Here is a 25,820-nt window from a genome sequence, read left to right as displayed (position 1 = left end):
GTCTATCGTGCAGCCCTGGCCTCCCGCCTTGGGCGAGGGTGACGGCGCTGTGCAAATATGACTCACAGGTACGTGTTGCTCCTGTCGGGGATTGCCCTCCGTGAGACATGAGATGAGGAGGGCGGTAATCGGCGGGTGTCCGCGCTCGTGTCGGAGCGGAACGCACATTCTGGTGGTGTCCCTTGCCGTGGTGCAGCCGATCAGGCCCCGTCGCCTCCGGCCCTCGGCTCGGCAGACACGTCCCGCCATGGGGTGCCGGGCAGGTGTCGCCGGTCGCGGCGACGTGGGCGCCAACAGTCCGCGCGGCGACGGCGATCAGGGCCGCGACCTGGGCGTTCCGCATGCATGATCGGCTACACCAGGTGGTGGGACACGCCTCGCCGCTGACTCGGGCCGTCGAATCAAATGTGGGTGGGGGGCAAAGACCGAAAGTGGATGTTTCCGGAGCCGCTGTTGCCGCGTAGGGGAAAGAAGGTCGTTCGGCCACCGACAGGACCCGACGAGAGCTGATAGACGGCATACGGTTCCGGTCCCGCACCGGCATCCCATGGCGGGACATGCGCGCCGGGGGCGGGTCTGGCGGCCTATCTGTACCAACCTTCAGGCACGGCCGAAGCTCAACCTGCTGCTGATCGTGATCACGGCCGGGCGGTGGGACAACTCCCCGCAGTTCGACGTCGCCCTGGGCGTGTGTGAGGGCTCGAGACGGATAGGCCCCGAGCCTCCACGCACGTGGTCAACAGGCCTACGCATTCCGCAACAACTGCGCCTGCCTCGGGCGGCGTGACAGCTGCTGCACCACCCCGGGCAGCAGACGAGACGCGGAACCGCAAGCAGCACGGCTTCCGTGGCACTCGGCGGTCGAAGTCCGATCGGAGGACTACTAGCCAGGCCTGGCACGTGGCCGAGCGTGACGTCAATCGACGCCAAGAGGTGTCGCGTGCGCCGTAGTCACGTGGTGCGACAGGCTCGCGGTCCGCTACGGGGCAACGGTCCTCATAGCAGCCATCGATGAGTGGCCGGTGCCCCATATTCGAAGCACGCCTCAGCCGAGGAGGCTGCCGCCGGTGGCGTCGAGGGACGTGCCGGTGATCCAGCGCGCTTCGTCGGTGGCGAGGAAGACCACTACGGTGGCGACCTCTTCCGGCTGGGCAAGGCGCTTGAACGCCGACATCTGGGAAAGCTGATCCCGGACCTCGGGGATCTGGAAGATCTCGCTCCCATTGTCCGTGACTCCGGGAAGCACGTTGTTGATCGTGATCTGACGGGGAGCGAGATGTCGCGCAAGGTTCAGCGTGAGCTGTTCGAGCGCCCCCTTGGTCATTACGTACACGGCTTGCGTGGGGTTGGCGAGGCGGGTCATACCGGAGGAGATGTTGATGACACGTCCCCCCTCGGGGATGAGCCGGAGGGCACGCTGGGTGATGAAGAAGGGTGCTTTGACGTTGACCGCGAACATCCGGTCGAATTCCTCGGCCGAGACGTCTTCGGGGGCGTCCCCGTTCGACGTCGCAGCGGCGTTGTTCACCAGGATGTCCAGGGTGGTCCGCCCGGTGCGCTGCGTCAGGCCAGCCTCCAGACCGCGGAACAGCCGGTCGATGTCGCCGGGCACGCCCAGTTCCGCGCCGACTGTGAAGGCCCGGCCGCCGTCCTTCTCGATGAGTTCGACGGTCTCCTGAGCGGCCTCCTCCTTGTGCGCGTAGTGCACGGCGACCAGTGCACCCTCACGGGCCAGGCCGACGGCCGTGGCCCGGCCGATACCCCGGCTGGAACCGGTGACGAGAGCGGTTTTGCCGCTGAGCTTGCCCATGCTGATATCCCTTCAGAATTCCCAACCAGGAGCTGCCACCGGCCGGCGGACAGCTTCCCGAGCCAGGACGAACCCCTTGGTCAGTGTTCAAGGCTCGTTGTGAGTATTATTGTGCGGTGTCCAAGACGTCAAATTCGGCAGGGCAACCTCGCCCCTCGGTGTCCCGGGCCCATGTCGGGCTCACCGAGGAGCGGATCGTCGTTGTCGCAATGGAAGTGCTGGAGAGTGACGGCCTGGACGGCTTGTCCTTGCGGGCCGTCGCCGGCCGCCTGGGGGTTCGGGTCAACGCGGTGGCCTGGCACGTGAAGGACAAGGCCGGCCTACTCGGCGCGGTGACCGACGCGATGATGGCCGACTGTGTGCCTGCCCGCCTGCCCCGGGATCCGGAGGATCGGGTCCGCGAGCTTCTCAAATCCTTCCGTGAGACGCTGCGTTCCCACCGCGATGGCGCCCGCCTGATGCGGGAGGGCTTCTCGTTGGCCCGCCCTCACCAGTTGGCGTTCGCCGAGGTGTTCAACGCTGCCCTGCGCGCCACCGGACGCAGCCCGAAGGAGGTGGCCTGGACGGCTTGGACTCTGATCTATTGTGTTATCAGCCTGGTCAACGAGGAGCAGACATCGCCGGACCGAACCCCCGGTGTTGAGGCTGCGGCGGCCGATCCGGCGACCTGTCCCGTTCTTGCGGAGACGATCGAGTACCTCACCGGGGAGAGTTTCGGCGACCGTTTCGCCTACGGAGTCGACTTGATCCTCGCCGGGCGTTCCGTCGCGCACGGAGCGAGTTGAAGCGTTTTGCAGAAGGCTCGTGAGCAGGCGGTCTGAGCGGGCCTGTTGACACGTCTGGTCACGCGGCGAATGTCGGTTGCGCTCCGTTTCGGTTCAGGTGTTGTGTCCACTGTGCGTTCGCGGACCGGGATGAACATGTCGTGTACGGTCCATGGCTACTCGTCCGCCTCAAGGCGGCGCACGGACGGTCGTGACGTGACCTGTGCGCGCAGAGAAGGCGGTCGAGGCCGGGTCGGCCGGGCGGGCCGTTGTGTCGCGTTCGCCACCGCCGCCGAACGGGTCGACCGCCCAGCCGTGGGTGTCGACCGGCTCGCCCGGACAGGGAGTGTGATCGCCAGGCGGGCGCCGGCCCGCCCGCCTGCATCACGACCATCTGTTGCAGCGCCGTCTGCAGCCGGGGGCTTCGTCTACCTTGCAGGAAGACGAGTTCATCGACCCACTGGCAAACGTGGCTCGTCGGCAGGTGCGGTCGCGGCAGCGTAAAGCCGGACCTGTAACCCGATCGCCACGGGGCGTCCGCCGACTGTCGTGTCGGCGGACATATCGGCTGTCCCCCGACTCGACATTGCTCCGCGGGCATGACACGCGGCCCGGCCCGCGGCCCGCACGACCACCAGTTCGCCGTCGACCACCGCGTCTTCGATCGCCACGCTTTCGACGTGGCGGAAGCACGGGTTCCAGAGGGATGCCTCGCCCCCGGCCACACTCAATTGCGTGACCCTGGCGCCAGAAAAGTGATTCAGGACACGCTCTTTCAGCCGCCGTCGGCAACCCTCATGATTCGGCGCGCGGGGAAGAAGGGTGGAACTCGGCGGCCGCTTGGCTACTTGGCAGGAGCGGTTCGTCCCAGGAACCAAAGAAGGCCGGACTGTTAGCCTGGGTGAATGAAGAATGGAAAAGAAAGAATGGGGCTCGTGTCCGGACTTGTGCGGACTTCTTTCATGGTGAACGCCGTGTATGCCGAGTCCGCGCGAGAATACGGCATCACCCCGCAGCAGGGCCAGTTGCTGTGCGTGCTGATGGCGAAACCATACGGTATGGGCGAACTGGGTGAGGTGCTGAGTCTAGCCAAATCGAGCCTCACCGGCCTTGTGGACCGGAGCGAGCGAAGCGGCCTGGTCCGGCGCGAGTCGGACCCCAGGGACACGCGTGCGGTCCGGGTCGCGTTCACACCGGAAGGTCGCGTCCTCGCGCACGATTTCTACGCGGAGACCGGCCGCCGTATCGACCGGCTCGCGGGCAGTCTGGCTGATGCCGAGCGGGACACGCTAGCCCTCCTGCTCGGCCGGATCGTGCGGCACAACGACGTGCCTGCGGTCTTCATGGAGTTGGCCGAGAAGCGCCCCTAGTTCGCGGCCAAACCAATACAGTTCGTACTACGAACTGAGAACAGGGGCGTGCTCATGAGTGAGAAGATATTTTTCGGTTTCTGTGCGAACAACGCGTTGGGGAACCTGCCGGGTCTGCTGGCCGCGGTCCAGCAGGCCGACCGTGACGGGCTCGATCTCGTGTCGATGTTCGACCACCCGTACGTCGCCGAGTACCTGGACACGTACGCGACCCTCGGATTCGCCCTTGGCGCAACACAGCGGATAACGGGCTTCGCGAATGTCACGAATCTGCCGACCAGGCCCGCACCCATGCTGGCGCGGACGCTGACGTCGCTGTCGGCCCTCTCCGGCGGCCGCGTGGTGCTCGGCGTCGGGGCGGGGTTCCAGTGGGACCGGATCTCCGACATGGGCGTTCCGCGTCTCTCGCCCAGCGACGCCGTCGACGCCTTCGAGGAGGCGATCGTCCTGATCAAGAAGCTGTCAGGGGGCGGCCCGGCGGTCACGTACGAAGGCAAGCACTACCAGGTCAACCAGATCGACCCCGCGCCCGTGGCCGCGCCACTCGTGTGGACCGGGTCGGCAGGCCCGAAGTCCCTGGCTGCCACCGGCCGTGTGGCCGACGGATGGCTGCCTCCCCTCACCGCGGACTGGCTCAGCGAGCGGTATCGCACGTCCCGGCCTGTCATCGACGAGGCCGCGACGGCTGTCGGCCGCGATCCCGGAGAGATCCGCACGATCTACAACTTCCCCGGCAGCATCACCGACCGTCCGCTGGCCACGACGCGCGATGACGACGGCCGCTGGATCGGAGGGTCGGTGGAGCAGTGGATCGAGGAGTTGACCGGGGCCGTGCTGGAACACGGTGCTTCCGGATTCAATTTCACCGAACCCAGCGGTTTCGTGGAGGACCTGACCACTCTCGGTCGTTGGGCCACCGAGATCGTCCCAGCCGTACGCGAAGCGGTCGCCAAATAGACCACGGCGCCACGGCGAAGTTCAGGCGCACTGCCGTTGCATTACGAGAGTGGACGGTTACGGCTGCTGGAGGCGGATGGGTGAGTCGGGTCCAGTCGCGGTGGCGGCCGGCTACTCCATTGTGGAGCCTGACCGCAGGTCAGCGACCTGGAGGCGGGGAATCTCGGTGAGCAGGTCTGTCTCACCCCCGGCGGGTGGGGAGATGCAGGAAGTTTCGTCCGCCCCCGTCTCGCGAACCACTGTTACTTCCGGTGTCAGCTGCTGGACAGGGGAAGTCCGGCCCGGGTCGGCACGCGCCGAAGGCCCGCACACGCTCGTAGGCGCGGCAGTGTGCGGGCGTCAAAAGGCGCGAGAACCGGACGGTCAATCGAAGACGGGGTCTGCGGTGCGGGTGCGCTTGAGTTCGGCGAAGCCTGGAACGGACGCGGCGAGCAGAACGGCGTCCCACAGGCGTCCGGCCACTTCTCCCCGTGGTATCGGCGCGGCGATCGGGCCGAAGAAACCGAGACGTTCGCCGTCCGGGCCGGACACGGCGAGGACGGGGCTGCCCGCTTCCTCGCCGACCGCGTCCTGGGACGCCTGGTGAGAGGCCCGTACGTCGGCGTCGTAAGTGCTCGAGTCGGCGTACTCCACCAGGTCGTCCGGGAGGCCGGCCGCTTCGAGTGCCCCGCCGATCGCCTCCAGTGTCGGCCCCGTGCCGTCGCGGTGGAAGCGGGCCCCGAATTCGGTGTAGAGGCGGCCTGTGGCGTCGTTGCCGTACTTCTGCAGGACCGCCGTGAGTACGCGCACCGGCCGCCACGCCTTGCCCATCTGCTCTCGGTGCTCCTGTGGGATCTGGTCCAGCTTGTCCTCATTCAGGACGGCGAGACTCATCACATGCCAGCGGATCTCGATCTCGCGCAGCGTCGCGACCTCGGTCAGCCAGCGGGACGTCATCCAGGTCCACGGGCACAGCGGGTCGAACCAGAAATCGACCTGGGTCCTGCTTGTGTCGGCCATAGCTCTCCTTTTCCGCCGGATCTCTGTCGGGTTCTTCGCAGTCGGCAACAAGCCTTCGACCTGCACCAAGTGATAGTTATACAAGAGGCTCCCGGCTCGCCGACCGGCGCACTGGAACTGTCTCATCCCTGGTCCGCCAGCCACCGGCTTCGAGGCGCCCTCGGCAGTCGCCCGTCATGGCGTGAGCAGAGACCTGGCACCCGTTCGCCCCTATTTGTCCCGGAGTTGTCGCGGGGGCGCGTCCCATTCCCGGCCTGGCTGGTGTGGGCTGACTGTCCTGGGCCGTGCCCTGCCCCACCTGCCCTCGCCACTTACCGGTTCCACTTCGAACAAGCTGTCCCCGCCCAGCACAGCCCAACCACAGGGCGGTCCGGAAACCGCCGCTGTCCCCACCCCCCAACCGAAAGGCATTCTGTGTCTCCGCTGAACTTCGGCGTCTCCCTCCAGCAGCGCTGGCCCCTCGACGACGCGCCCGCCGCATTTCGCGCTGCGCGCCATGCCGAGGACCTGGGCTTTGATCATGTCGCGGCCGGCCAGCGTCTCCTGGAGGGTGGATACGACGCCGACATCCACCTCTCCGACCCGCTCGTCATGCTGTCGGCCCTCGCGGCCGCGACGACGCGCATACGGCTGTTGACATCGGTGCTCGTCATGCCGTACTACCCTCCGACTCTGCTCGCCAGCCAGGCAGCCACCCTGGATTTCGTATCCGGAGGCCGCCTGATCCTGGGCGTCGGTACCGGCTGGATGCCAGCTGACTTCGACGCCGTCGGCGTGTCTCTCCGCGAACGCGGCTCCCGCACCGACGACCATCTTGGGGCCGTCAAGGCTCTGTGGACGCAAAGGCCCGCCAACTTCGACGGGCGGTTCACGACTCTGCGTGACGCACAGCTGGGAATGCCTTTGGTCACCCCCGGCGGTCCGCCGGTGTGGGTCGGCGGCCACAGTGACACTGCTCTGCGTCGTGCCTTGCGGTTCGGCGACGCCTGGTACGTCTCCGCCGTCGACGCTGACGAGCTCACCGGCATGCGACGCCGCCTGAGGGAAGCAGCCGCCGACACCGGGGACGCCGACCGTGTGACGATCACGTCGATTCAATTCCTCAGCCCTCTGGGTTTTCCCGGCGAGGTGCCGTCGGAGCGACGGCCGCTCGGCGGCCGGAAGCCGACCGCCGCGAGCATCGTCGACGATCTGGGACGCCTCGCCGAGGCAGGGCTCACCGTCTGCACCCTCTGGCTTCCCAGCGCGGAGGGAGCCGTGGAGAAGGCCATGGACTGGGTCGCGACCGAGGTCATGCCGCAGTTGACCTGACGACACCATGGTGCGCGGTCCGCCGGGGTGAGCAGGCTCTTGTGCCAGCCGAGGCCCTGCCCGCTGCCGGCGACGCCCGCGACCTTGCCCGTCAGATCCGCACTTGTGTCCTCGGTGTCGCGCGGTTGTGTTGGAGCGTTCTTGAGCGGGCGCCGCAGGATCTTCCCGGCCGGCGACTTGGGGATGACGTCGATGAACTCGACGGCCCTGATGGGCTTGTACGGCGCGACCCTCGTGGCCGCGCAGTCGAGGAGGTCCTGCGGATCGGCTGTCCCCCCGAGGCTGCTATATCGCGTCAAGCCGCTTGAGGATGTTTCGGTCGGCGTGTTCAAGGTTCTGTAGAGCTGTCGGCAGATGGCTCTCTTGAGGCAGCGTTGTGCGTCGCGTGAGGTCTTGCCTTCGGCGACTCGGCGGGCAACGTACGTCTTCGTCGTAGGGTCCAACCGCATCCGGATGAGTGTGATGGTGTGCAGGGCTCGGTTGAGCTGTCGGTCGCCGCTGCGGTTGATCCGGTGCCGGTTGGTCAGCCCGGAGGACGCGGGGATGGGTGAGACTCCGGCGAAGGAGGCGAAGGCCGCCTCGGAGCGGAACCGGCCCGGTGTGACCAGCTGACGAGGATCTGAGCTGCGGTGATCGGTCCGACTCCGAGCAGACCGAGGAGTTCGGGGGCCAACTGCCGTACCAGCGCAAGGATCTCGTTCTCGAGGTCCTTGGCCTCGGCCTGCAGGGCCGGGTGAGGCGAAGACGGACGCGAAGGACGCGTTCATCATCGCGGACGCGGCCGGGGCGATGTCGCACACGCTGAGGGCGATCGACGGCGAGGACGAGATGATCGCCGAGCTGGAGATGATCGTCGGGTTCGACGACGACCTCGCCGGGGAAGCGACCCGGGTCGCGAACCGGCTGCACGGCCTGCTGACGCAGATCCATCCCTCGCTGGAACGGGTGTTGGGGCCGCGGTTGCAGCACCCGGCCGTCCTCACGCTGCTGGAACGATTCGGATCCCCGGCCCAGATCCGCAAGGCCGGCAGACGGCGCCTGGTCACCCTGCTGCGGCCGAAGGCGCCGAGGATGGCCGAGCGGCTGGTCGAGGAGATCTTCGACGCGTGGACGAGCAGACCGTGACGGTTCCGGGGTCCGAAGCGGCTGCGTTGATCGTCCCGAGTCTGGCAGCCTCCCTGACTGCCGTCCTTGACCAGCGCGAGCTGCTCGCCGGGCGGATCGAGGAACTGTTGGAGGCCCACCCTCTAATGCAGTGCGTACGTGCTTCCGCACGCGCTTGTTGAGGCGGGTCTGGATCGCGTGGATCGGATGCCTCAGTTCCTTCTGACCTGTGAGGCCTCAAAGAAGACAGGCACCTTTCTCCACGGTGAGTTTCGTGGTGGTCTGGTGGGCGTCGGGATGACTCCGAACCCTCTTCGGCACAGCGATGCCTATTGAAAGGCTGGCAGCGCCCGGCGTCCTCCGGCCACCTCGCCGCCTACGCGGGTCTCGCCCCGGCGACCCGGAGCTCGGGCTCCTCGATCCGCGGCGAACAGCCCTCCCGGAGACGGAACAAGCAGCTCAAGAGGGCCTTCTTCCTCTCCGCGTTCGCTGCCCTGGGCGATCCGGCCTCCCGGGCCTACTACGACAAGAAGATTGCCCAGGGAAAGCATCACACCCAGGCCCTGCTCTGCCTCGCCAGACGCCGGGCCGATGTCCTGTTCGCGATGCTCCGCGACGGCACCTTCTACGAACCGCAGCCGTCGGCCTCAGTCACCTGACCTGCGGGTCTGCGAGGAGAACGACTCGATCGGCGTCGACATCGAAGCCAAGCACCGGATGGCCGTAGTCGCCCTCCGGGTCCATCAGCACCGGCCTGCCCAGCCGCCGCCCGATCTCCCGAAGGAACCCGGAGAACACATCCAGTCGCTCCTGGCCCTGCAACTCCCGCAGGTCGACGTCGAAGTCGACTTCATCGGCAGCATGGAAACGGAAGATCGCCAACACATCGGCAGTCGGCCAGACCCGCAGGTCAGGGCACTCGGCATCCGCCGGACGGGACAGCACGGCTTCTGCCCGGGGCACCGGAAGTACCAACTCTCCTTCGGAGTACTGGTACTTCCAGCCCCTCTCCGCGACCAGATCGAGGACCGCCTGCCAGACCTCCACCGAGGCATCCGGGATGCGCTCGTCCGGCAGCGACCCCATCAAGTCCAGGTCGAAGAAGCACTTCACGTCATCCCACAACAGATCAGCCACCCCGCCATGCTGCCCCGGTTCACCGACCCACCCCACCCCCGTTTCCCTTGACCAAAGGCGTAGGGGCACCCCCCGGGCGACGGCGAACGTCCTGGGTGCCTCGCCGCCGTCGGAACCTGGTAACCCTTGTACTCGATCGGCTCCGTGAGCCGGTCGACGATGAAGAAGCTCGTGTGCTAGTCGACGCGGGCGATGTCGCCGGTGCGCGGCCATCCCTCGGCGAGGGTCTGCGCGGTTACGTCGGGCGTGCCCGGGTTTCCGGCCATCGCTTGAGGGCCGCGCCCCCACGGCTCTCCCGCCTCACCGGGCGCCGCCTCTTCGCCCGTCGCCGAGGCGACCAGCCGCGGCTTGGTGTCCGGCAGCATTGCCCCGCCGCCCCGGCGGGTGTCGAGGTGAAGCCCTCGTCGTAGGCGCAGTGCGTACCGGGACTCGCCTCGGTCATGCCGTAGCCCTGACGGATCACGCAGCCGAGGCGCTTCTCGGCCCGCTTCGCCAACTCCTTGTTGAGCGGGCCGCGACGTAGACCCTGGTACGTATCGACGACAGGTTGTACTCGTCGACCTCCGGCGCCTGGGCGAGGTCCAGGACCATGGCAGTGCGAGGTGGCCCCGGGGGAGACCGTAACGCTGTTCGGCGTCGAGGAACGGGCTCAGTCCGAGTCGCGGCAGTGTGACGACGGTCGCGCCCGCCAGCAGGGCCGAGTTGAGGATGACCGTGAAGCCGTAGATGTGGAGGAACGGCATCGCACAGCACGTCGTCCTCCCGGTGCAACCAGTCATAACCAATACGTCATTCGGACGCTCGCTGTTCCGGCGGTGTTGGTGTCATCGTCCGTGGCATGGCAAAAACCCGCCGCTCGCCCACCAGGCAGCAGAAAGCCGCGGCATCCGACGCGAGCGAGTCAGCCGACCCGGCCATGCCCTCACCGCCGTCCGAGCCCCCGGATGACATTCAGGGCTCCGGTGCACCGCCCATTCACGGCGGCTACGAACCCCTTTGACCTACAACCGGAGAGACAGGCATGCGCAGACACCCCGTCCCCCGGCCGCGCGGCCGATCCCGCCGCAGCCGATTGCTGACATTGCTGGCAGCCCCCCTCCTGTCAGTGCCCATGCTGGCGGTGACAGCGAGTCCCGCGGTGAGCTCGCCACCGACAGCGCCCGCTCCCGCACAGGGCCGGGCCACGATCGAGGCGACCCACGAAGTCACACTCGTCACCGGTGACGTCGTCACCGTCACCAGTTTCAAGGGCGATACCCCACCGGCCTTCCGAGTACATCCGGAAGGACCTTCGCGGGGCCTGGCCGTCGTCCAGCCCGCCGAGACGGGAACGTACGTCATCCCGCAGGCTGCCCGGCAGGCAGTGATCGACAAGGCGGTCGACCTCGAACTGTTCGACGTCGAGCAGCTCGTCGCGGACGGCTACGACGACGCGTCCACGAAGGTACTGCCACTGCTCCTCGACAACAGCGACGGAGCCGCCGCACCGAAGGCGGCCCCGCAGGCGAAGGTCACCAGGAACCTGCGGAGCATCAACTCCCGTGGGGTAGACGTGCCCAAAGCCAAAGCCAAGGCCTTCTGGCAGCAGAACAACAGCACCAAGGAGCGCAAGGCGCTGCACGTGGGCAAGATCTGGCTGGACGCCAAGGTCACGGTCGACCTCGCCCAGTCGGTCCCTCAGATCGGTGCCCCCGCGCTGTGGAAGGACGGGTTCGACGGCGAGGGTGTCAAGGTCGCGGTGCTCGACACCGGTGTCGACGCGACCCATCCCGATCTGGACGGCAGGGTGTCGAAGCAGGAGAACTTCAGCAGTTCGCCCGACGCCGTCGACCACGCCGGGCACGGCACGCACGTGGCGGCCACCGTGGGCGGCTCGGGTACCGGCAACGGTGCGAAAGGCGTGGCACCGGGGGTCGACCTCATATCGGGCAAGGTGCTGGGCGACGACGGAAACGGCTCCCTCTCGGACGTCATCTCGGGCATCGAGTGGGCCGCCGCCGAGGGTGCGGACATTGTCAACATGAGCCTGGGGACTGATTTCGCCGACGACGGGACCCACCCGGTCAGCGTCGCTGTCGACCGGGCCACAGCCGATCACGGCTCGCTCTTCGTCGTTGCGGCGGGCAACAGTGGCCCGAACACCATCGGAACACCGGCCTCGGCCAAGGACGCCCTCACCGTGGGGGCGCTGAACCGGGACGAGACTCTCGCACACTTCTCCAGCACCGGCCCGCGGATCGGCGACCACGGTGTCAAGCCGGAGATCTCCGCTCCGGGAGTCGGCATCGTCGCCGCCCGTGCCGCGGGTACCTCGATGGGCCAGCCCGTCGACGAGCGCTACACCGCGATGGACGGCACGTCCATGGCGTCGCCGCACGTGGCCGGCGCCGCGGCGTTGCTCAAGCAGGCGCATCCGCAGTGGACATGGCAGCAGCTCAAGTCGGCGCTGGTCGGCTCGGCCGAGCCGGGCGAATACCGGGTCGAGGAGGGCGGTTCCGGCCGCGCCGACGTCGCACGGGCGCGGGCGCAGTCGGCCTACGCCGTTCCCGCGGCCGTCAACCTCGGTGCCGCGCCGTTCGTCGAAGGGGCGCCGTACGAGACGGTGACCCGCGAGGTCGCGATCCACAACGACGCAACTGTTGCGCGCACTTTCACTCTCAAAGCGTCGGTCACGTCGTCCGCAGGTGACTCGGTCCCTGACGGCGCGGTGCGTCTGTCGGCCAGCGAGCTGACGGTGCCGGCCGGTGGAGCGGCATCCGTGACGATCACCGCCGACCCCAACCGGCTCACCGCTGAGACGCTGTTGTCCGGGTTGGTGACCGCCGCGGCGACCGACTCGAGTGCGTCGGTGCGGGTACCGGTCTCGCTCTACGTCGAGCCGCCGTTGCGCACCATCACGGTGCGCGGCACCGCCACCAACGGCGAGCCGGTCCTGGACGAAAGCCTCCTGCTCGTGCACGACGAGACCGGATGGGACACGTTCCAGGGGGTCTTCCGCAATGGTGTGGCGACCTTGCGCGTCAAGCCCGGCACCTACGCCATCGAAACCCTCTTGCTGAGCCCCGACTCCGGCGGCGAGCAGGTCGAGGATGTCGCTCTGCACGTCAAGCCCGAGGTTCGGATCGGGGACGACGGCGTCGACATCGCGCTCGACGCGCGCAGAGCCACGGAAGTCACCTACCGTACTGGTCGCGACACCGAGCAGCAGGCCGGCTCGCTGGGCTACTGGCGCAGCACCTGGTCGGAACTTCGCTTCGGCCCGTTGGTCACGCTGCCGCCGGACTTCAAGCGCATCAGCCTGTTCCCCACCGCGGCACCCGAGAACGGGACGCAGGAGATCAACGTGTACTCCACACGGACCGCTCCGGTCCTGGTGGCGAAGACCGGCCGGAAGGGTCTGCGGCCGAACCGGCTCGGCTCGGCACAGCAGTTCGAGGGCAAGGCCAGACCGGAGCTGGTCGATGTCGGGCACGGCTCCGAGGACGACTTCGCGGGCAAGGACGTCAAGGGCAAGCTCGTGCTCGCCACCCCGGCACCGGGCCCGGCGATTTCCGCGGTCATCGATCGGGCGGGAGCCCGGGGCGCCGCGGTAGTCGCGATCGGGAACACAGAACCCGGTCGCCTCGACGCGGCGGTCAACTCGCAAGCGGCCCCGGCCTTCGCACTGCCCGGGGAGGACGTGCGCGACCTGCGTCGCCTCCTGGCTCGCGGCAAGCCCGTCAAGGTGAGCCTCGTGGGCACCCCGCTCACACCGTTCGTGTACGACCTCGTCACGCCCTTCAAGGAGGTCTCGCCCGGTCCGCTGGCAGTCCCGGTCGACAAGTCCAGCCACGCGCACGTCAGCGCCCGGATCCATGAACGAGGCGGTGTCGGACCCGCGATGTACACCAACAACATCACGCGCTTGAACGGGCCCTATGGGCGGCATGTCCCGATCAACACCCAACTTCCGGTACGCCGCGGCGCTGTGCTCGACGAGTGGTTCAGCGCCAGCCCGGAGACCGCCTACATGCCCGGGATCGCCTTCGACGCCACGGGCGGATCGGCATGGTTCGTCGACATCGAAGCTGCGACGCCCCGGATCATGCGGCCGGGTCACCGCACTGTCGAGTACTTCAAGGTCGTCAACACCTCGAAGTTCGCCATGCTGAGGACCGACGGCAACAGGCTCTGGGTCGTGACGGACCGCTTCTTCGACCCCAACGGGCTCTTCACGATGAGGGAATCGCCTGACACCAAGCGGCTGACGCTGTATCGCAACGGCACCCAGCTGTTCGTGAACCCCATATCGGACTTCGGTTCCATCTCGGTTCCCTCGGGCGAGGCGGACTACAAGCTGGTGGTCGAGGCGCGCCGTGACTATCCCGGTTGGGAGTACTCGACCCACATAGTCACTACCGCTTCGTTCCGGGAGAACCCGCGGCCGGATTCGGCCAACGGCGTCTCGATCCCTCAGATCGGCTACGGCGTCGGAGTGGACCTGTCCAACACGGTCCGCGCCGACAGGCCGCAGAAGCTCACCGTCACAGCCCGCCCCTCGCAAACGGGCGACGCGGAGGTCACCAGGGTACAGACGTGGATCTCCTACGACGACGGCCAGTCGTGGACCAGGCTCGGGCTCACCCGGGCCGGAGCCGAGGGCACGTGGCAGGCGAAGTTCAAGGTTCCCAGCAGCACGTCGAAGCACGTGAGCCTGCGCACGGTGGCGACCGACGCGAACGGGCACTCGGTCGACCAGACCGTGGACCGTGCCTTCGGGGTCAGGTGAGCCTCAGGGCGACCGGGACCCTACCCGGCTGCACGCCGCTCACGGTCACGTCCGAGCCAGTGACGATCACGGCACGGTAGTCATGGCCCACGGACCCTGACCGTCGTGCAGCAGACAGCATCCGGACGAACCGGCGGCGATCGGTGCCCACTGCGAAAGGGGCCACCGATCGCCGTCGGCATGCATCACTCCGGCTCCGACGGCAGCAGCCCTGCTCTGGAGGCCGCCACCACCAGCGCGGTACGGGACGAGGTGCCGAGCTTGCGCATCGCCCCGGACAGGTGCTGCCCGACCGTCCGGTGGCTGATGTACAGCGTGTCGGCGATCTGCCGGTTCGTCATGCCCCGCGCGGCCAGCCCTACCACCTCCAGCTCGCGGGGAGACAGCTGGTCGCCGTAGCCCTGCGGGCCACGCCGCCATGTGCGCACCACCCCGGTTCCGTACTCCCGCAGCAGCCTGGCAACCCGGTCGGCGTCACGCTTCGCGCCCAGCTCACGCAGCCGCCGCTCAACGTCCGACAGCAGCCGCAGCGCCTCGTCCTGCCGGCCCGCGGCGAGCTGACACCGGCCGCGGCGCTCAAGGGCGAGCAACTCGTCGTACGGCCGCGGCAGCGCTGCCCACGCCGCCGCGGCGTCGGCAAACAGCGCGGCGGCGTCGTCGAGGCGCCTGGCCTCGGCCACGATGGCCTGGCAGGTGGCAAACGCCGCGGCGGGCGCCGGCGCGGTCCGACCGCCGAGCCAGACGGCGAACTGCCCGAGCAGCGCGTCGACGTCGGCGTCCGCGCCGGCGGCGATCAGTGCCTCGATCCGGACGGGAAGCACATCGGTTGCCCACAGCCACAGGTTCTTGCGCTCGATGGTCGCGAGCATCTCAGCCGTGAGGTCCAGGACCTCGTCGACTGCTCCGTCGAGCAGTGCGGAGCGGCCCAGGGCCGCCGCGGGGACGACCATGGCGTCCACCATGCCGCGCCGGCTGGTTTCGTCGAGCAGGTCGCGCAGTCCTCGTTCGGCCGTGTCCCGGCGTCCCTCGACCAGATCCAGCAGCGCGAGGATCCCGCTTGCCTCGATCCTCGCCTCCTGCAGGCTGGCAGCGGACTCCGACACAGCCGCGGCGTTTTCCGCCAGGCCCGACCATGCGCCGGTGTACCAGTCCAGCCGGGCTCGCGTGCTGCTGGCGATGCCGAGCAGCCGCGTGTATCCGGTCGCGTGGATCTCCTCGACAGCGTCGGCGAGGAACTGCTCAGCCTGTTCGTACAGTCCCCAGGCGATCGCCATGTGGCCGAAATTGATCAAGCCGCGTGCGACTTGCCGACGCTCGTCCTCGGTCCGCGCGTCAAGTGTGACCTCAGGTACCGCCTGCCATCCGGCAGCCTCGCCGAACATCAACAGGATCGATGCTCGGTCGATCGTCAGGTCCAGCAGCTCCGCCCGCGTCCCCACCTGTGATATCAGTCCGTTCGCGCGGTCCAGCCAGGTCAGGTGAGCTCTCGCGGGCCACGGTCCACGTGGCAGCGCCAAGGAGAGCATCGCCTTGGCCGCCAGGGCGGGCTGGGCGCCAAGGTCGGGCACCGCGGCCTCGACCTCCTGGTAGACGACGTCGAACTGCCCCAGCTGAAGCAGGAGGCGCCCCAGCAGCAGCCTGATCTCACCGCGGTCACCGGCCGGGAGTCCGACGTCGGAGAGGACCAGGCGCAGTGCGCTCGTGACGTCCGTCGCCTTGGCACCGAACGAGGTACCGCCGGCCGCCGCGAACCGCCCGATCTTCCGTACCAGGCGGACCCGCGCCTCCACAGGGTGCTCGACCTCGGTCAACACCACGAGCAGCAGTGCCACGGCAGTGCGGTCGTCACCCGATTCCCAGGCCAGATCCGCGGCCTGCTCGCTGTAGGCCGACCACCCGTTCATGTCGTTGGCTTCGCGCAGATGCCGGACCAGCCGGGCCACCGGTGGCGGGTCGAGTTTCCGCAGGTTCTCCGCGGCGCGCTGGTGCAGCCGCCACCGCTCCGACGCCGGGATCGCGTCCGCCACCGCCTCCGCGTCGAGCACATGGCGGAACGCCAGTCGGCCATCACCGACATCGCGCAGCAGGCCTGCGGCAAGGCTGCGCGCGATTCCCTGCCGCCCGGGCTCCTCGCCCACGTCGGCAACCGCCTCGAGCAATGTCACGTCGACCGGCTCGCCCAGCACCGCGGCGGCTTCCAGCACTCGCCGCGCCTCCGCGGGAAGCCGGTCAACCCGCTCCAGCACCGAGTCCCGCAGTGTGGGCGGCACGTGTAACTCGTCGATTGCCCGGCGAATCCACTCGCCATCCTGGTGGACGATGTCGCGGCGCTCACGCATCGACCGGATCGTCTCCTCGATGGCCAGGGGGACGCCGTCGGTGCGCTGGTGCAGCAAAGCGGCGAACTGCTGGGAGACCTCGTCCGCGCCGAGGAGGGAGCGCACCAGTTCCCCGGTCCGCCGTACATCCAGTGGTGGGAGATCGAGCCTGGTCAGGGTCATGCCGACAGGGCGGCGGGACGTCAGCCGCCGCAGCAGGGATCCCGCCGGGATGTCGTGCGGGCGGTACGTCAGCACGATCGATATGCGCTGGTCACCGGTGGCGCACAGGGTGAGCAGCCATTCCAGCGTCGCCGAATCCGCCCAGTGCGCGTCCTCGACGACGAGCGTCGCGACGCCGAGCCGCTCGACCAGTTCTGTCATCGCGCGCAGTAGCCGGTGCCGGGTCTCCTTCGGCTCCTCCAGCGCCTCCAGTGCCGCAGGCAACTCGTCGGCCCACTCGGGGAACCATGGCCGCAACGCGCCGGCGAGCAAACTCAGTCCCAGTTCGGACGGCGCCGGTCGCAGACGCCGCACCCCGTCCACGATTGGCCCCAGCGGGAACGGCTCGGGCAGGGGCGGGCACGAGGCGCGCAAGAGGGCGTCGTCGGCGACGTCCTTGAGCGCCTCGTGCAGCAGCCGGGACTTGCCGATACCGGGCTCGCCCTCGATGAGCACCAGTGACCGTCCGGACCGCAGCGCCCGCGTCACACCGGCGAGGGCGTCGTCCCGGCCGACGAGGGCCTGAGTGCCTACCCCGACCGCGACGGCATCGGCCGGATCGCCGCGTTCCGCGACACGCGCAAATCCTGGACCTTCGCCGGGCTCTCCCAACGGTGTCACTACCAGCGCCTCCAGGTTCCCCTTGGGTCTTGGACACGGAGACGTAACGCCGCACGCCACCGACAGGAGACTAAGCGACGCATCTCACTGGCGTGACGGGCCAGGCCACATTCTGCGCCAGAGCAATCATGCTGCCCCTGCCGGCCGGGCATCGGTCGCGACAAGAGGGCCGTTGTGTCGCCTGCCCTCCGTGGCCTGGACTCCGGCCGCCACACCGGAAACCCGCGAGTGCCGCGGCGCCTCAGCGTCGGCACCGCGCCCACAAGGCGAACCGGTCGGTGTCGAGGAGCGGGTTGATACGGCCGCCGAGGAGGGCGGCCAACTTGCGACAGAGGGCGATGTCTTCGGCGGGCCGATGCAATCCGCGACGGCGACGGCGACGGCGACGGCGACGGCGATGGAGGCGGAGGTGACGCCGGAGCGCCCGCCCGACCCCGGTCGTCGCGTGCCCGGTGGACGTCGGCCGGAGTCCCCTCATAGGTGAGGCCGACGGCCGGCCCGGCAGGAAACGATGACGAGTGCCGTCTTCGCTCTGACCCTTCTCATGCCGGCGCGTCCTTCGGGCCGTGATCGCACCGTGGCACCAGGGCGTCAGGGGAGCGCCTGCCGTTGACCGACGCCCCCGGTGCGGACTATCCGGCGTGGGTCGGGGTGAGTATCTGGCGGCCCGTGCGGTGGGAGATCCTCCAGCGGCCCTTTTCCAGACGGTAGTGGTCGACGAGTTCGAAGATGTGTCCGCCGGACTCCATCGTGTAGGGAGCGGGCCCTGGTTCTGTGGGTGTGATCCCGCCGTACCCGAGTACGGTGATGATTCCCTGGGCGGTGGTGTCGCCGAGGGTGTGGAAGTGAGCGGCGCCGATGATGTGACGGATGGTCTGCTCGGGCCCCGGACGGGCGTTCAGCCCGTCCAGGATCTCGGTATGTCCCTGCATCCTGAGTCCGCGCAGCTCGTACACGGCGTCGGAGGTGAAGAATCCGAGCACCGCGTCGTGCTGACGGCGGTCGTAGTGATGGTAGAAGGCGGTGTTGAGCCGGGACAGCGCCCAAGCGGTCGCGTCCTCACGGGTCATGCCGTCGTCTCCTTGGGGGAGACGGTGTCGGGGCTGGTGCGGGTCTTGAGGACGAAATCGAACTCCGTCGTCCGGTAGGGGCCCTGGAGGCCGGCTGCGTCTATGCCCGCGGGATCCTCGTGCAGGACGGTGTCGGCCTGCAGGGAACGAGGAGCCTTTGTCCCGCCGACGAAGTCGACGGGGATGACAGGGTCTCCCTTGAAGTAGACCTCACCCGCCCAGGGGGTGATCAGATCGGCGTGGTGGACCTCGTAGTGGATGTGGGCCGGGCGGTAGAGGCTGCGCCCGAGGGCCGCGCAGGCCTCGGCGACTCCGTCGACCTCCGTGAGGTGGGGGTCGGCGTAGGACGACGGAGTGATGGTGGTGAAGGCGTAGCGGCCGTCGGCGTCGGTGAACAGGTGCCCGCGCAGGTTGTACTTGGGCACCCCGTCGTCGTACAGCCCGGAGTAGTTGCCGTTGTCGGCGGCGTGGAAGATCTCCAGCCTGGCGCCCGCGATCGGCCCCCCGTGGCCGTCCAGGACGCGACCGGAGACGAACAGCGGGGTGCCGGGCTCGTCCGGCCGCATCGGCAGGGTGCCGGGGTTGCCGATGTGGGGTGTGCCGGGGATGACCGTGAAGGCGTCGACGCCCGCTCCGGGGGTGTAGCCGTCCCGGTCGCCCAGCCAGACCTCGCTGTAGAGCGGGCCGAAGATCATCGCCAGGGGGGCGCCGGTGTTTGCCTGGGCCCTCTGCAGGAGATCGGCGGCCACGCTGAATTCGTCGTAGGTCAGTCCCTCCTCGTCACGCATGCGGGCCAGAAAGTCCTTGAACCCATTGACGAGACGTACCGCGCGGGGGTTGATCAGTGCCGGGTCGACGTAGGACGGGTCGGTGGTCGTGGTCATGAGGGTCCGCTCCTCGAAGAAGTGGGGGGATGCGGCCGGCGAGGCATTCAGCAGGCCGCAGATATCAGGGCATGAGCCGCTCACCGTGTTCGGCGGGCTTCATGACGCTGGAGGCCGCGATCGGGCGGCCGGTGATGTCCATCGCGACGGAACCCTCCTCCTTGATCGCGCCGCAGACCGGAACGCCGCGGCGCGATCAAGGTTCGAGGTGGGGCTGGTCACGAGATTCGGTGTGGTGTCAGAGGCTGAAGACGAGTTCGGCCTGGTCGCGCTTGGTGGTGTGCAGGTCCCAGTAGACGGGGGAGATCTGTTCGGGCTTGGCGGTGGGGAAGCCGGGGACGACGGACATGCCGATGGAGACGTCGATGCCGATGTGGGCGGCTTGGATGCCGGTGCCGTCGAGTTCCTTGTGGAGGTTGATGGCCCAGTTGCGCAGGGCTGCTGCGGCGGCGTTGACGTTGGCGACCTGGGGGACGGGGTCGATGGAGCCGGCGCCGGTGGTGAACAGCAGGGTCCCCGCGCCGGTTTCGCGCATGGCGGGCAGGACCGCCTGGGTGGCGGTGATGGCTCCGTAGAGCTGGAACTCCATCTCGTGCTGCACGTCGGACGGCTGGGTCGCGGTGGGTGTGGTCAGGGTGGTGGAGCCGATCGTGCCGACGGGGGAGTATTCGAGTACGTCGATGCTGCCGAAGCGGGTGGCGGCGTCCTTGAGGGCCTGGGTGAGGGCGTCGCGGTCGAGGACGTCGGCGGGGAACGCGGCGGCGGTGATGCCTTCGGCGGTGAGGGTGGTGACGAGGCCGTCGAGCTTGTCGCGGTCGCGGGAGATCAGGGCGACGTTGAGGCCCTGGGTGCCGAAGGTGCGGGCGATGGCCAGGCCCAGCTGGGGGCCGGCTCCGACGATGGCGATGCTGGTCACAGCAGAGTCCTTTCGGGAGAGACGAGAGGGAGACAAGATCTGGATAGGTTTATCCGATTATCGATCCGGATAGAGCGTTCCGGTTGATGTCAATACCGTACCACAGAAATGGATAGGGCAATCCGATTGCTGCTTTGGTGGTGTGGGTCCTGACGCTGGCCACCGCGGCGACGCCGCGCGCACCACGCCCGGATGCCCCATGTCCAGACGCGGATTCTCGGTTGGTCGGGTAGCCCGGGGCTGAGATGCCCCGGGCTACCCGACCAACGCGGATGCCCGGCAGTGGGCAGCCCGATGGCTTTCGCATCGGCAGACAGGAACGTCACCCGGCCGGGCTGCTACGCGGTCGCGCATCGAGTCCGCGCATGACCGATGTCCGGAAGTGACCTTGTCCGCATCGTCGAACTCGACGACTTGGGCATGCCGGTCGCCTCGCGCCCGCCTGGCCGCCCTGATCCGCGTCATCCGCGCGCCGGCCCCTGTGAACCCTCCCGCGCACAGTACGAAGCCTGGACCATGACGGCCCAAGGCGGCCATGGAACACGTGGGGCAGCCGGGGCGTCCTGGGGGGGCGGTCGTGTCAGGCCGCTACTCGGCTGAGGGGCTGTCGTCCGGAGCGGCCTCGGATGTCACGTCGGTGACTCTCCAGCGTTGGTTGGAGCCGGAGTTCGGCCACCACACGCCGACCGGGGCTCCGTCGTTCCTGGACTGGCCGTACACGTCCGGGAGCTGGCCGGTGGCTGCGTTGACGAGGGTCCAGGTGCCGTCGCCGGTCGACGACATGGTCCACCGGGCGGCGGTGTCGCGGACGCCTTCGTCGGGCTCGACCAGCAGGGCGCCGTCGCGAACAGCCAGCCGCTTGCCGTCTTGCGGGTTGGTGAAGACGTACCGCTTCCGGTTCCCGGTGTCGCGGCTGATCTGGTCCAGATGCCAGAGCCGGCTGCTGGGCGTGGCCGTGTCGACGGTCCTGATGACCAGGCCGGTGCCGTCATCGGCGACGGCGAGGTCCTTGCCGCTCTGGACGCCGGTCAGTCGGTAGGTGTGTCCCTTCCGCAGCTCGGCCGCGTCGTTCGCGACGCCGGAGACTCCCCCGACGAGGAAGGAGGTCACGGACTGGGCGGGCACGGTGACGGTGGCCTGCGCGCCGGTGACCGGGACGGGCTCCTGCTGCTCCAGCTTGCCTCCGGCGCTGGTCACCACCGGGGTGACGGTGGCGTCGGCGGCGAAGTCGGCGAACTTCGACAGGTCGAGCGTGACGGACCGGGCCCCCGTGCTGCTGTTGACGTGGACGACCGTCACCCCGTCGCCCGCCTTGGAGAGCGCCGCGGTGCTGGAGGTGCTGTCCGTCTTGATCAGCTGGTCGCCAGGCTTGATGAAGTGGGTGAAGTTGCGGGCGGTGTCGAACTTGGTGTTCGTGCGGATCGGGCAGGTCTCCAGTGTGTCCTGCGCCGTGCAGTTGAAGGGGAGCTGGATCTCGCCCCAGTTGCCGCCCTTGGCGGACTCGCCGCCGGGCTTCATGTTGTCGTAGTCCTCGACGGGCTGCCAGAACACCCAGGCACGCGGCTCCAGTTCACGCAGGTCGTCCACCATGCGCTGGGCGAGACCCAGGCCGGGGCGCATGTCGGTGAAGCTCTGGCCATCGCCCCAGTCGCCCTCGACCTCGCTCATCCACAGTGGCTTGTCGGCCGACTTGGCCAGGTCGCGGACTGCGGTGCGCTGCCCGGTGCCGTAGGTGTGGACGTTCATCTGGCCCACGGCGTCGCGGACCTGCTGGGGGTAGGAGTTCCAGTTGGTGGCGAACAGGCCCGGGTTGGTCTCGTCCATCGCGGAGATCTTGGCGTTCGTGTGGGACTTCGCGAGCTCCGCGGCCGTCGCGAGGATCACCTTCTGCTGGAGTTCGGGGCCCATGTGGGCGCCTTCCTGACGGCTGGCGACGGGCTGGCCGTCGGCGCCCAAGGTGGTGCCCCAGTAGCCGGTGTTCGGCTCGTTGAGGGGCTCCAGGGTGTCGACCTTGATGCCGTGCGCCTTCTCCAACCGCTCGGTGGCGCCCACCAGGTAGGCCGCGAAGTCGCGAACGGACTCGGTCTTGAGCTGGTCGGCCTTGGAGTTGAAGCCACCGGAGACATAGCCGCTGACGGTCATGAACCAGGGCGGCGAGTTGCTGAACGCCTCCCAGTGCGTGATGTCCTTCTTGATCCGGTCCACCCACCAGCGCTGGGTGGCGTCGGCGTTCTCGTTCCAGTCGGCGAGGTCGTCGGCGCTCCACCAGTCGGTGTCCGTGCGGGTGGTGCCCTCGGGCGCCTTCCACCAGCCCTCGACCGCTCCCCCGGGACGGAGGTAGTCCTTCACGTCCGGGGCGTTGCCGCCGCCGATGTTGTAGCGGGCGATGTTCAGGGCCAGGCCGTCATCCCCGAAGAGGAATTGGGCGAGCTTCTCCCGTATCTCGTCTGGGTAGTCGCCGGTGGCGTTGGCGAACCAGGCCAGGCTGGTGCCCCAGCCCTCGAACCTCTCCTGCTTGTACGACGGGTCGAGCCGGACGGTGACGGAGACGGTGGCCGTCTCCGCGTGGGCGACCGGCAGCGAGGCGGTGGCCAGGACGGTCCCGGTCGCAAGGGCGGTGATGCCCATGCCTCCCAGGAGCCGTCTGAAGCGGGTGCGGTGTGCCATCTCGAGTGCTCCAACTCTTGTGTGCGCCGCACGTCCCGACGGGACACAGAGATCGAGGCCCGCATGGTGCGGCTCCGAGGGGTAAGGGATGTTTACGTAAACATTGAGTGGCGAGATCTCTAGACTGTCCGAATCTCGACGGTCAAGAAGTCGTCCCGGATCGTCCGAGACCGAAAGTTGCGCAGCCGGGGGCAGGGTGAGCGCAGGTGGGCGGGACAGCGCGCCGGTGGCACCCCCACTTGCCGCCATCGCCCTTCGCCGGGAAGGCGATATATTCGATATTTGGCGAGCGGCGCGCCCGCCAAGCGTCCGGCCAGGCCAGGGCTGAGGTCCGGCAAGCGGGCGCTTCAGCCCTGGCCTGGCAGATTTCAGCTCATCGCTTGGTGGCGGTGGCCCGGACTCTGGTCGCGTCCCACATCAACGGCGTGTCGTCGAACACCACGGCGATCTTCACCTGCCCGGCCGCGAGGCTCTCCGGAAGGGTCACGTGGCCCTTCTGGTCCTCGCTGAAGGGGACCGGACCGAGGTCCGTGACCTTCCCGTCGGCCGCGAACGCGTAGGCGTGGCCCGTCTTGCCCGTGTGCAGGGCCGTGCCCGCGGGATCCGACGCGGCGGCGTTCAGACGTACGGTGCTGTCCTTCCCGACGCTGCCCGCGATCAGACGCTGGGACCGCCTGTCCTTCGTCAGGTCAGCGGAGGCCGGAGCCTGCTGGACGAGCTGCCACTCCTGCGAGCCGTCCTCGACCGCGTTCTGCAGGGTGAGCGGCGCCCCGGCGGAGGCACCGGTCAGATACACGTTGGTGTTCTTCGCGGCCTGGAACCTGTAGTACCCGTCAGCGGTCTTGACGAGGTTCCACAGTCCCGCGGGCGTGTCGTCGGCCCACTGGCCGATCCGCTGGCCGGCCGTCGGATTCGCCGTCCAGATGCCGGCGGCACGGCCGCCCGACTTGTTCAGCAGCGTCAGGGCGCCGTCGGCCTTGGTGACCAGGTGCCAGTACTGCGTGTCCTTGTTCGCCACCGAGCCGGCGTCCTCCAGGCGGACGTCCGGCACGTCCCCGTTGCCGATGTTGGCGTCGTTGGTCTTGTTCCCGGTACCGATCACCTGGCCGGTCCTGCGGTTCACGAGCTGGTAGTAGGCCCCCTCGGAACGGCCGAAGTCGACTTCGGCGTAGCGGAGCGTAGAGGTGCCCTGGTGGTTGAGGATCGAGATGCGGCCGGTGCCTTCGACGTACTGAAGGTTGCGGGTGTAGCCGGCCCGCGAGGTCGTCTGGTACTCCTTCCACACGCCGTCGCTGCGTCCGCTCTCGTTGATCCAGACGTTGCCGCTGCTGGCGGCGTTGTAGGCGAGGCGCCCGTCGGGCAGTCTGATGATGACAGGGCTGCCACCGGCCGCGAGGGGACGGGAACCGGCATCGACCGGCAGCGAGGTGACGCCCGTGCCCGTGGGGGAGCCGAGGTAGAACTTCAGCGGGTCGTCGGCGAGCACGTACCGGGTGTTGGTTCCGCCGCCCCAGTACTCGAGGGTGAGGAGCCACTTGCCGTCCGCGGTCGGGACGACGTTCGTCATGCCCGGCCGGCCGCCGCCGATCTCCGTCTTGCCGCCGCCCATGTTCTGGGTCAGGCCCGCCACGTCGACGACGGGGTCGCTCCACTGCGGGCTCCGACCGTCCCACGTCTTGTGGGCGAGGATCTGCCCGTGGGAGTCCGGGGCGGTGTCGTTCGCGGGGTCCAGGGTGGGAACCCCGGTGACCGGGTCGAAGCCGATATAGTCGTTCTCGTCCGAGTAGTAGCACACGAGTTGGCCCTCGTGGACCATCAGGTAAGGCTCCCACAGGGGGTCCACCTGCCGGTATTTGTTCGCGGCGGCGACATTCCTGCCGACCGCGCCCGCGCTGCCGCCCTGCCAGCCGCCCGTCGCGACGATGTTGAGGACGTCCCACGTCACGCCTTCGTCGGTGCTGGAGAACAGCGCGATCGCCACGTCACTGCGGTCTCCGTCGTTGGACGGCGTCCAGTTCGGGTCGGCCGCCTTGTGCTCCAGGTAGTAGTGGTCGTCGCCCGTCACGACGCTCGCCAGGAGCAGCGTGCCCTTCTTCAGGTCGCCGACGTCCTGCGGAAGCGTGTAGAGGTACGGCGCCCCCCAGTTGCTCGTGTACTTCGCGTACTTGGGGTCGTCGGAGAGGTACGCCGGAGCCTCGACCTCCGACAGTGGCTGCCACGACGTTCCGTAGTCGTCGCTCTTGTAGATAGGCAGGGTCTCGCCGTCGGCGCTGCCCGTCTCCGGCACGACCGTGGCCTTCTCGAACGACGCGACGAGACGTCCGCCGGGCAGCTGCGCCGACTTCACATAGATCGCGCAGTTGCCCCGGCCCTTGAGGCACGGTTCGTCCCCGAGCTGGTAAATGACCCCGCCCGTCGGGCTGTACGCCTGCGCACTGGCCATGGGTATCACCAGCATCGCAGCTGCCGCGGCGAAGGTTCCCAGCGCCTTCGCTGCTTTTCCTCTGTACATAACTTCTCCATCTTCACGGCGTCGGGTCCCACACTCGGCCGTGGAGTCGCAGTCGTACGGCTTGGTATGACCGCGCGGTCATACCAAGCCGTACGACTGCGCGGTCAGGCGGAGTCTGTGGCGGCCGTCACGCCGGAGTCAAGACCCGTGCAACGCTGAATTGTGGAGTAACGTCGGTGATCGGCGATTACTCGAACGAAACCGCACACTTTCTAACCGAGGGCGTGACTGTGGGGTCAGCCCCGACCGGCTGCGTCCTGGAAGCGGCAACCAGGCCCCGGTTCCGCCGCGGTCCCCTTTGCGGCGGCCATCCACGCGGTACTCGGAGAGCGACACCAGGGCGCGAGGTGTGGAGAGCCGATCGCCCTGGCTGTCAGGGACTTCAACACT

14 protein-coding genes and 3 pseudogenes are annotated in these 25,820 nt (G+C 68.2%); 6 read left to right on the top strand and 11 right to left on the bottom strand.

Features of this window, described 5'->3' with window-relative positions; translation table 11 throughout:
- Nucleotides 1-1,045: 1,045 nt before the first annotated feature.
- Complete coding sequence (locus tag AC3ETA_RS20435; RefSeq protein WP_432194344.1) at nucleotides 1,046-1,810, bottom strand: SDR family NAD(P)-dependent oxidoreductase; 765 nt, start codon at nucleotides 1,808-1,810, stop codon at nucleotides 1,046-1,048.
- A 116-nt stretch (nucleotides 1,811-1,926) separates the two neighbouring features.
- On the opposite strand from AC3ETA_RS20435, the gene AC3ETA_RS20430 reads away from it, so the two are divergent.
- The 3 genes from AC3ETA_RS20430 to AC3ETA_RS20420 all read left to right on the top strand — a co-directional run bounded on the left by AC3ETA_RS20430 (nucleotide 1,927) and on the right by AC3ETA_RS20420 (nucleotide 4,901).
- The gene (locus AC3ETA_RS20430; protein WP_432194343.1) at nucleotides 1,927-2,595 is read left to right on the top strand and encodes a TetR/AcrR family transcriptional regulator C-terminal domain-containing protein; all 669 of its coding nucleotides are present in this window, start codon (nucleotides 1,927-1,929) and stop codon (nucleotides 2,593-2,595) included.
- Between the two features lie 905 nt (nucleotides 2,596-3,500).
- Nucleotides 3,501-3,944 carry a MarR family winged helix-turn-helix transcriptional regulator gene (locus AC3ETA_RS20425; protein WP_432194342.1) on the top strand — a complete coding sequence of 148 codons (444 nt, stop codon included), beginning with the start codon at nucleotides 3,501-3,503 and terminating at the stop codon, nucleotides 3,942-3,944.
- A 54-nt stretch (nucleotides 3,945-3,998) separates the two neighbouring features.
- Complete coding sequence (locus tag AC3ETA_RS20420; RefSeq protein ID WP_432194341.1) at nucleotides 3,999-4,901, top strand: LLM class flavin-dependent oxidoreductase; 903 nt, start codon at nucleotides 3,999-4,001, stop codon at nucleotides 4,899-4,901.
- Between the two features lie 363 nt (nucleotides 4,902-5,264).
- Here the strand turns inward: AC3ETA_RS20420 and AC3ETA_RS20415 are convergent, their stop codons facing one another.
- Nucleotides 5,265-5,900, bottom strand: a complete 636-nt coding sequence (locus AC3ETA_RS20415; RefSeq protein WP_432194340.1) for a mycothiol-dependent nitroreductase Rv2466c family protein — start codon at nucleotides 5,898-5,900, stop codon at nucleotides 5,265-5,267.
- Between the two features lie 414 nt (nucleotides 5,901-6,314).
- Between AC3ETA_RS20415 and AC3ETA_RS20410 the strand changes: the two genes are divergently transcribed.
- The gene (locus AC3ETA_RS20410; RefSeq protein WP_432194339.1) at nucleotides 6,315-7,211 is read left to right on the top strand and encodes a TIGR03619 family F420-dependent LLM class oxidoreductase; all 897 of its coding nucleotides are present in this window, start codon (nucleotides 6,315-6,317) and stop codon (nucleotides 7,209-7,211) included.
- A 329-nt stretch (nucleotides 7,212-7,540) separates the two neighbouring features.
- On the opposite strand, the pseudogene AC3ETA_RS20405 reads toward AC3ETA_RS20410, so the two are convergent.
- Nucleotides 7,541-7,941 (bottom strand): annotated as a pseudogene (locus tag AC3ETA_RS20405) (transposase); the annotation flags it as partial.
- A gap of 2 nt (nucleotides 7,942-7,943) precedes the next feature.
- Here AC3ETA_RS20405 and AC3ETA_RS20400 point away from each other — a divergent pair.
- Nucleotides 7,944-8,974 (top strand): annotated as a pseudogene (locus tag AC3ETA_RS20400) (IS110 family transposase); the annotation flags it as partial.
- On the opposite strand, the gene AC3ETA_RS20395 reads toward AC3ETA_RS20400, so the two are convergent.
- Together AC3ETA_RS20395 and AC3ETA_RS20390 are read right to left on the bottom strand one after the other, a co-directional pair.
- Nucleotides 8,967-9,452 carry a hypothetical protein gene (locus AC3ETA_RS20395; protein ID WP_432194338.1) on the bottom strand — a complete coding sequence of 162 codons (486 nt, stop codon included), beginning with the start codon at nucleotides 9,450-9,452 and terminating at the stop codon, nucleotides 8,967-8,969. The pseudogene AC3ETA_RS20400 and the gene AC3ETA_RS20395 overlap by 8 nt on opposite strands.
- Nucleotides 9,453-9,628: 176 nt before the next feature.
- On the bottom strand, nucleotides 9,629-9,817 hold the full coding sequence (locus AC3ETA_RS20390; RefSeq protein ID WP_432194337.1) for a hypothetical protein: 189 nt from the start codon (nucleotides 9,815-9,817) through the stop codon (nucleotides 9,629-9,631).
- Between the two features lie 773 nt (nucleotides 9,818-10,590).
- Between AC3ETA_RS20390 and AC3ETA_RS20385 the strand changes: the two genes are divergently transcribed.
- Nucleotides 10,591-14,220 carry a S8 family peptidase gene (locus tag AC3ETA_RS20385; protein WP_432194336.1) on the top strand — a complete coding sequence of 1,210 codons (3,630 nt, stop codon included), beginning with the start codon at nucleotides 10,591-10,593 and terminating at the stop codon, nucleotides 14,218-14,220.
- A gap of 185 nt (nucleotides 14,221-14,405) precedes the next feature.
- Here the strand turns inward: AC3ETA_RS20385 and AC3ETA_RS20380 are convergent, their stop codons facing one another.
- From AC3ETA_RS20380 to AC3ETA_RS20355, 6 genes and pseudogenes are all read right to left on the bottom strand, one after another.
- Nucleotides 14,406-17,381, bottom strand: a complete 2,976-nt coding sequence (locus AC3ETA_RS20380) for a helix-turn-helix transcriptional regulator (RefSeq protein WP_432194335.1) — start codon at nucleotides 17,379-17,381, stop codon at nucleotides 14,406-14,408.
- A 632-nt stretch (nucleotides 17,382-18,013) separates the two neighbouring features.
- Entirely contained in the window at nucleotides 18,014-18,451 is a 438-nt protein-coding gene (locus AC3ETA_RS20375) for a nuclear transport factor 2 family protein (protein ID WP_432194334.1), read from the bottom strand.
- Complete coding sequence (locus AC3ETA_RS20370; RefSeq protein WP_432194333.1) at nucleotides 18,448-19,335, bottom strand: dioxygenase family protein; 888 nt, start codon at nucleotides 19,333-19,335, stop codon at nucleotides 18,448-18,450. Before AC3ETA_RS20370 ends, AC3ETA_RS20375 begins: the two co-directional genes overlap by 4 nt.
- A gap of 238 nt (nucleotides 19,336-19,573) precedes the next feature.
- Entirely contained in the window at nucleotides 19,574-20,251 is a 678-nt protein-coding gene (locus tag AC3ETA_RS20365) for an SDR family NAD(P)-dependent oxidoreductase (RefSeq protein ID WP_432194332.1), read from the bottom strand.
- Nucleotides 20,252-20,839: 588 nt separating this feature from the next.
- Nucleotides 20,840-22,918, bottom strand: a complete 2,079-nt coding sequence (locus AC3ETA_RS20360) for an RICIN domain-containing protein (RefSeq protein WP_432194331.1) — start codon at nucleotides 22,916-22,918, stop codon at nucleotides 20,840-20,842.
- 709 nt (nucleotides 22,919-23,627) lie between these two features.
- A pseudogene (locus AC3ETA_RS20355) lies at nucleotides 23,628-25,361 on the bottom strand (RICIN domain-containing protein); the annotation flags it as partial.
- Nucleotides 25,362-25,820 lie beyond the last annotated feature (459 nt).

The sequence above is a fragment of the Streptomyces sp. bgisy027 genome, from assembly GCF_057710365.1.
This window is presented reverse-complemented; position numbering and strand designations above follow the sequence as displayed.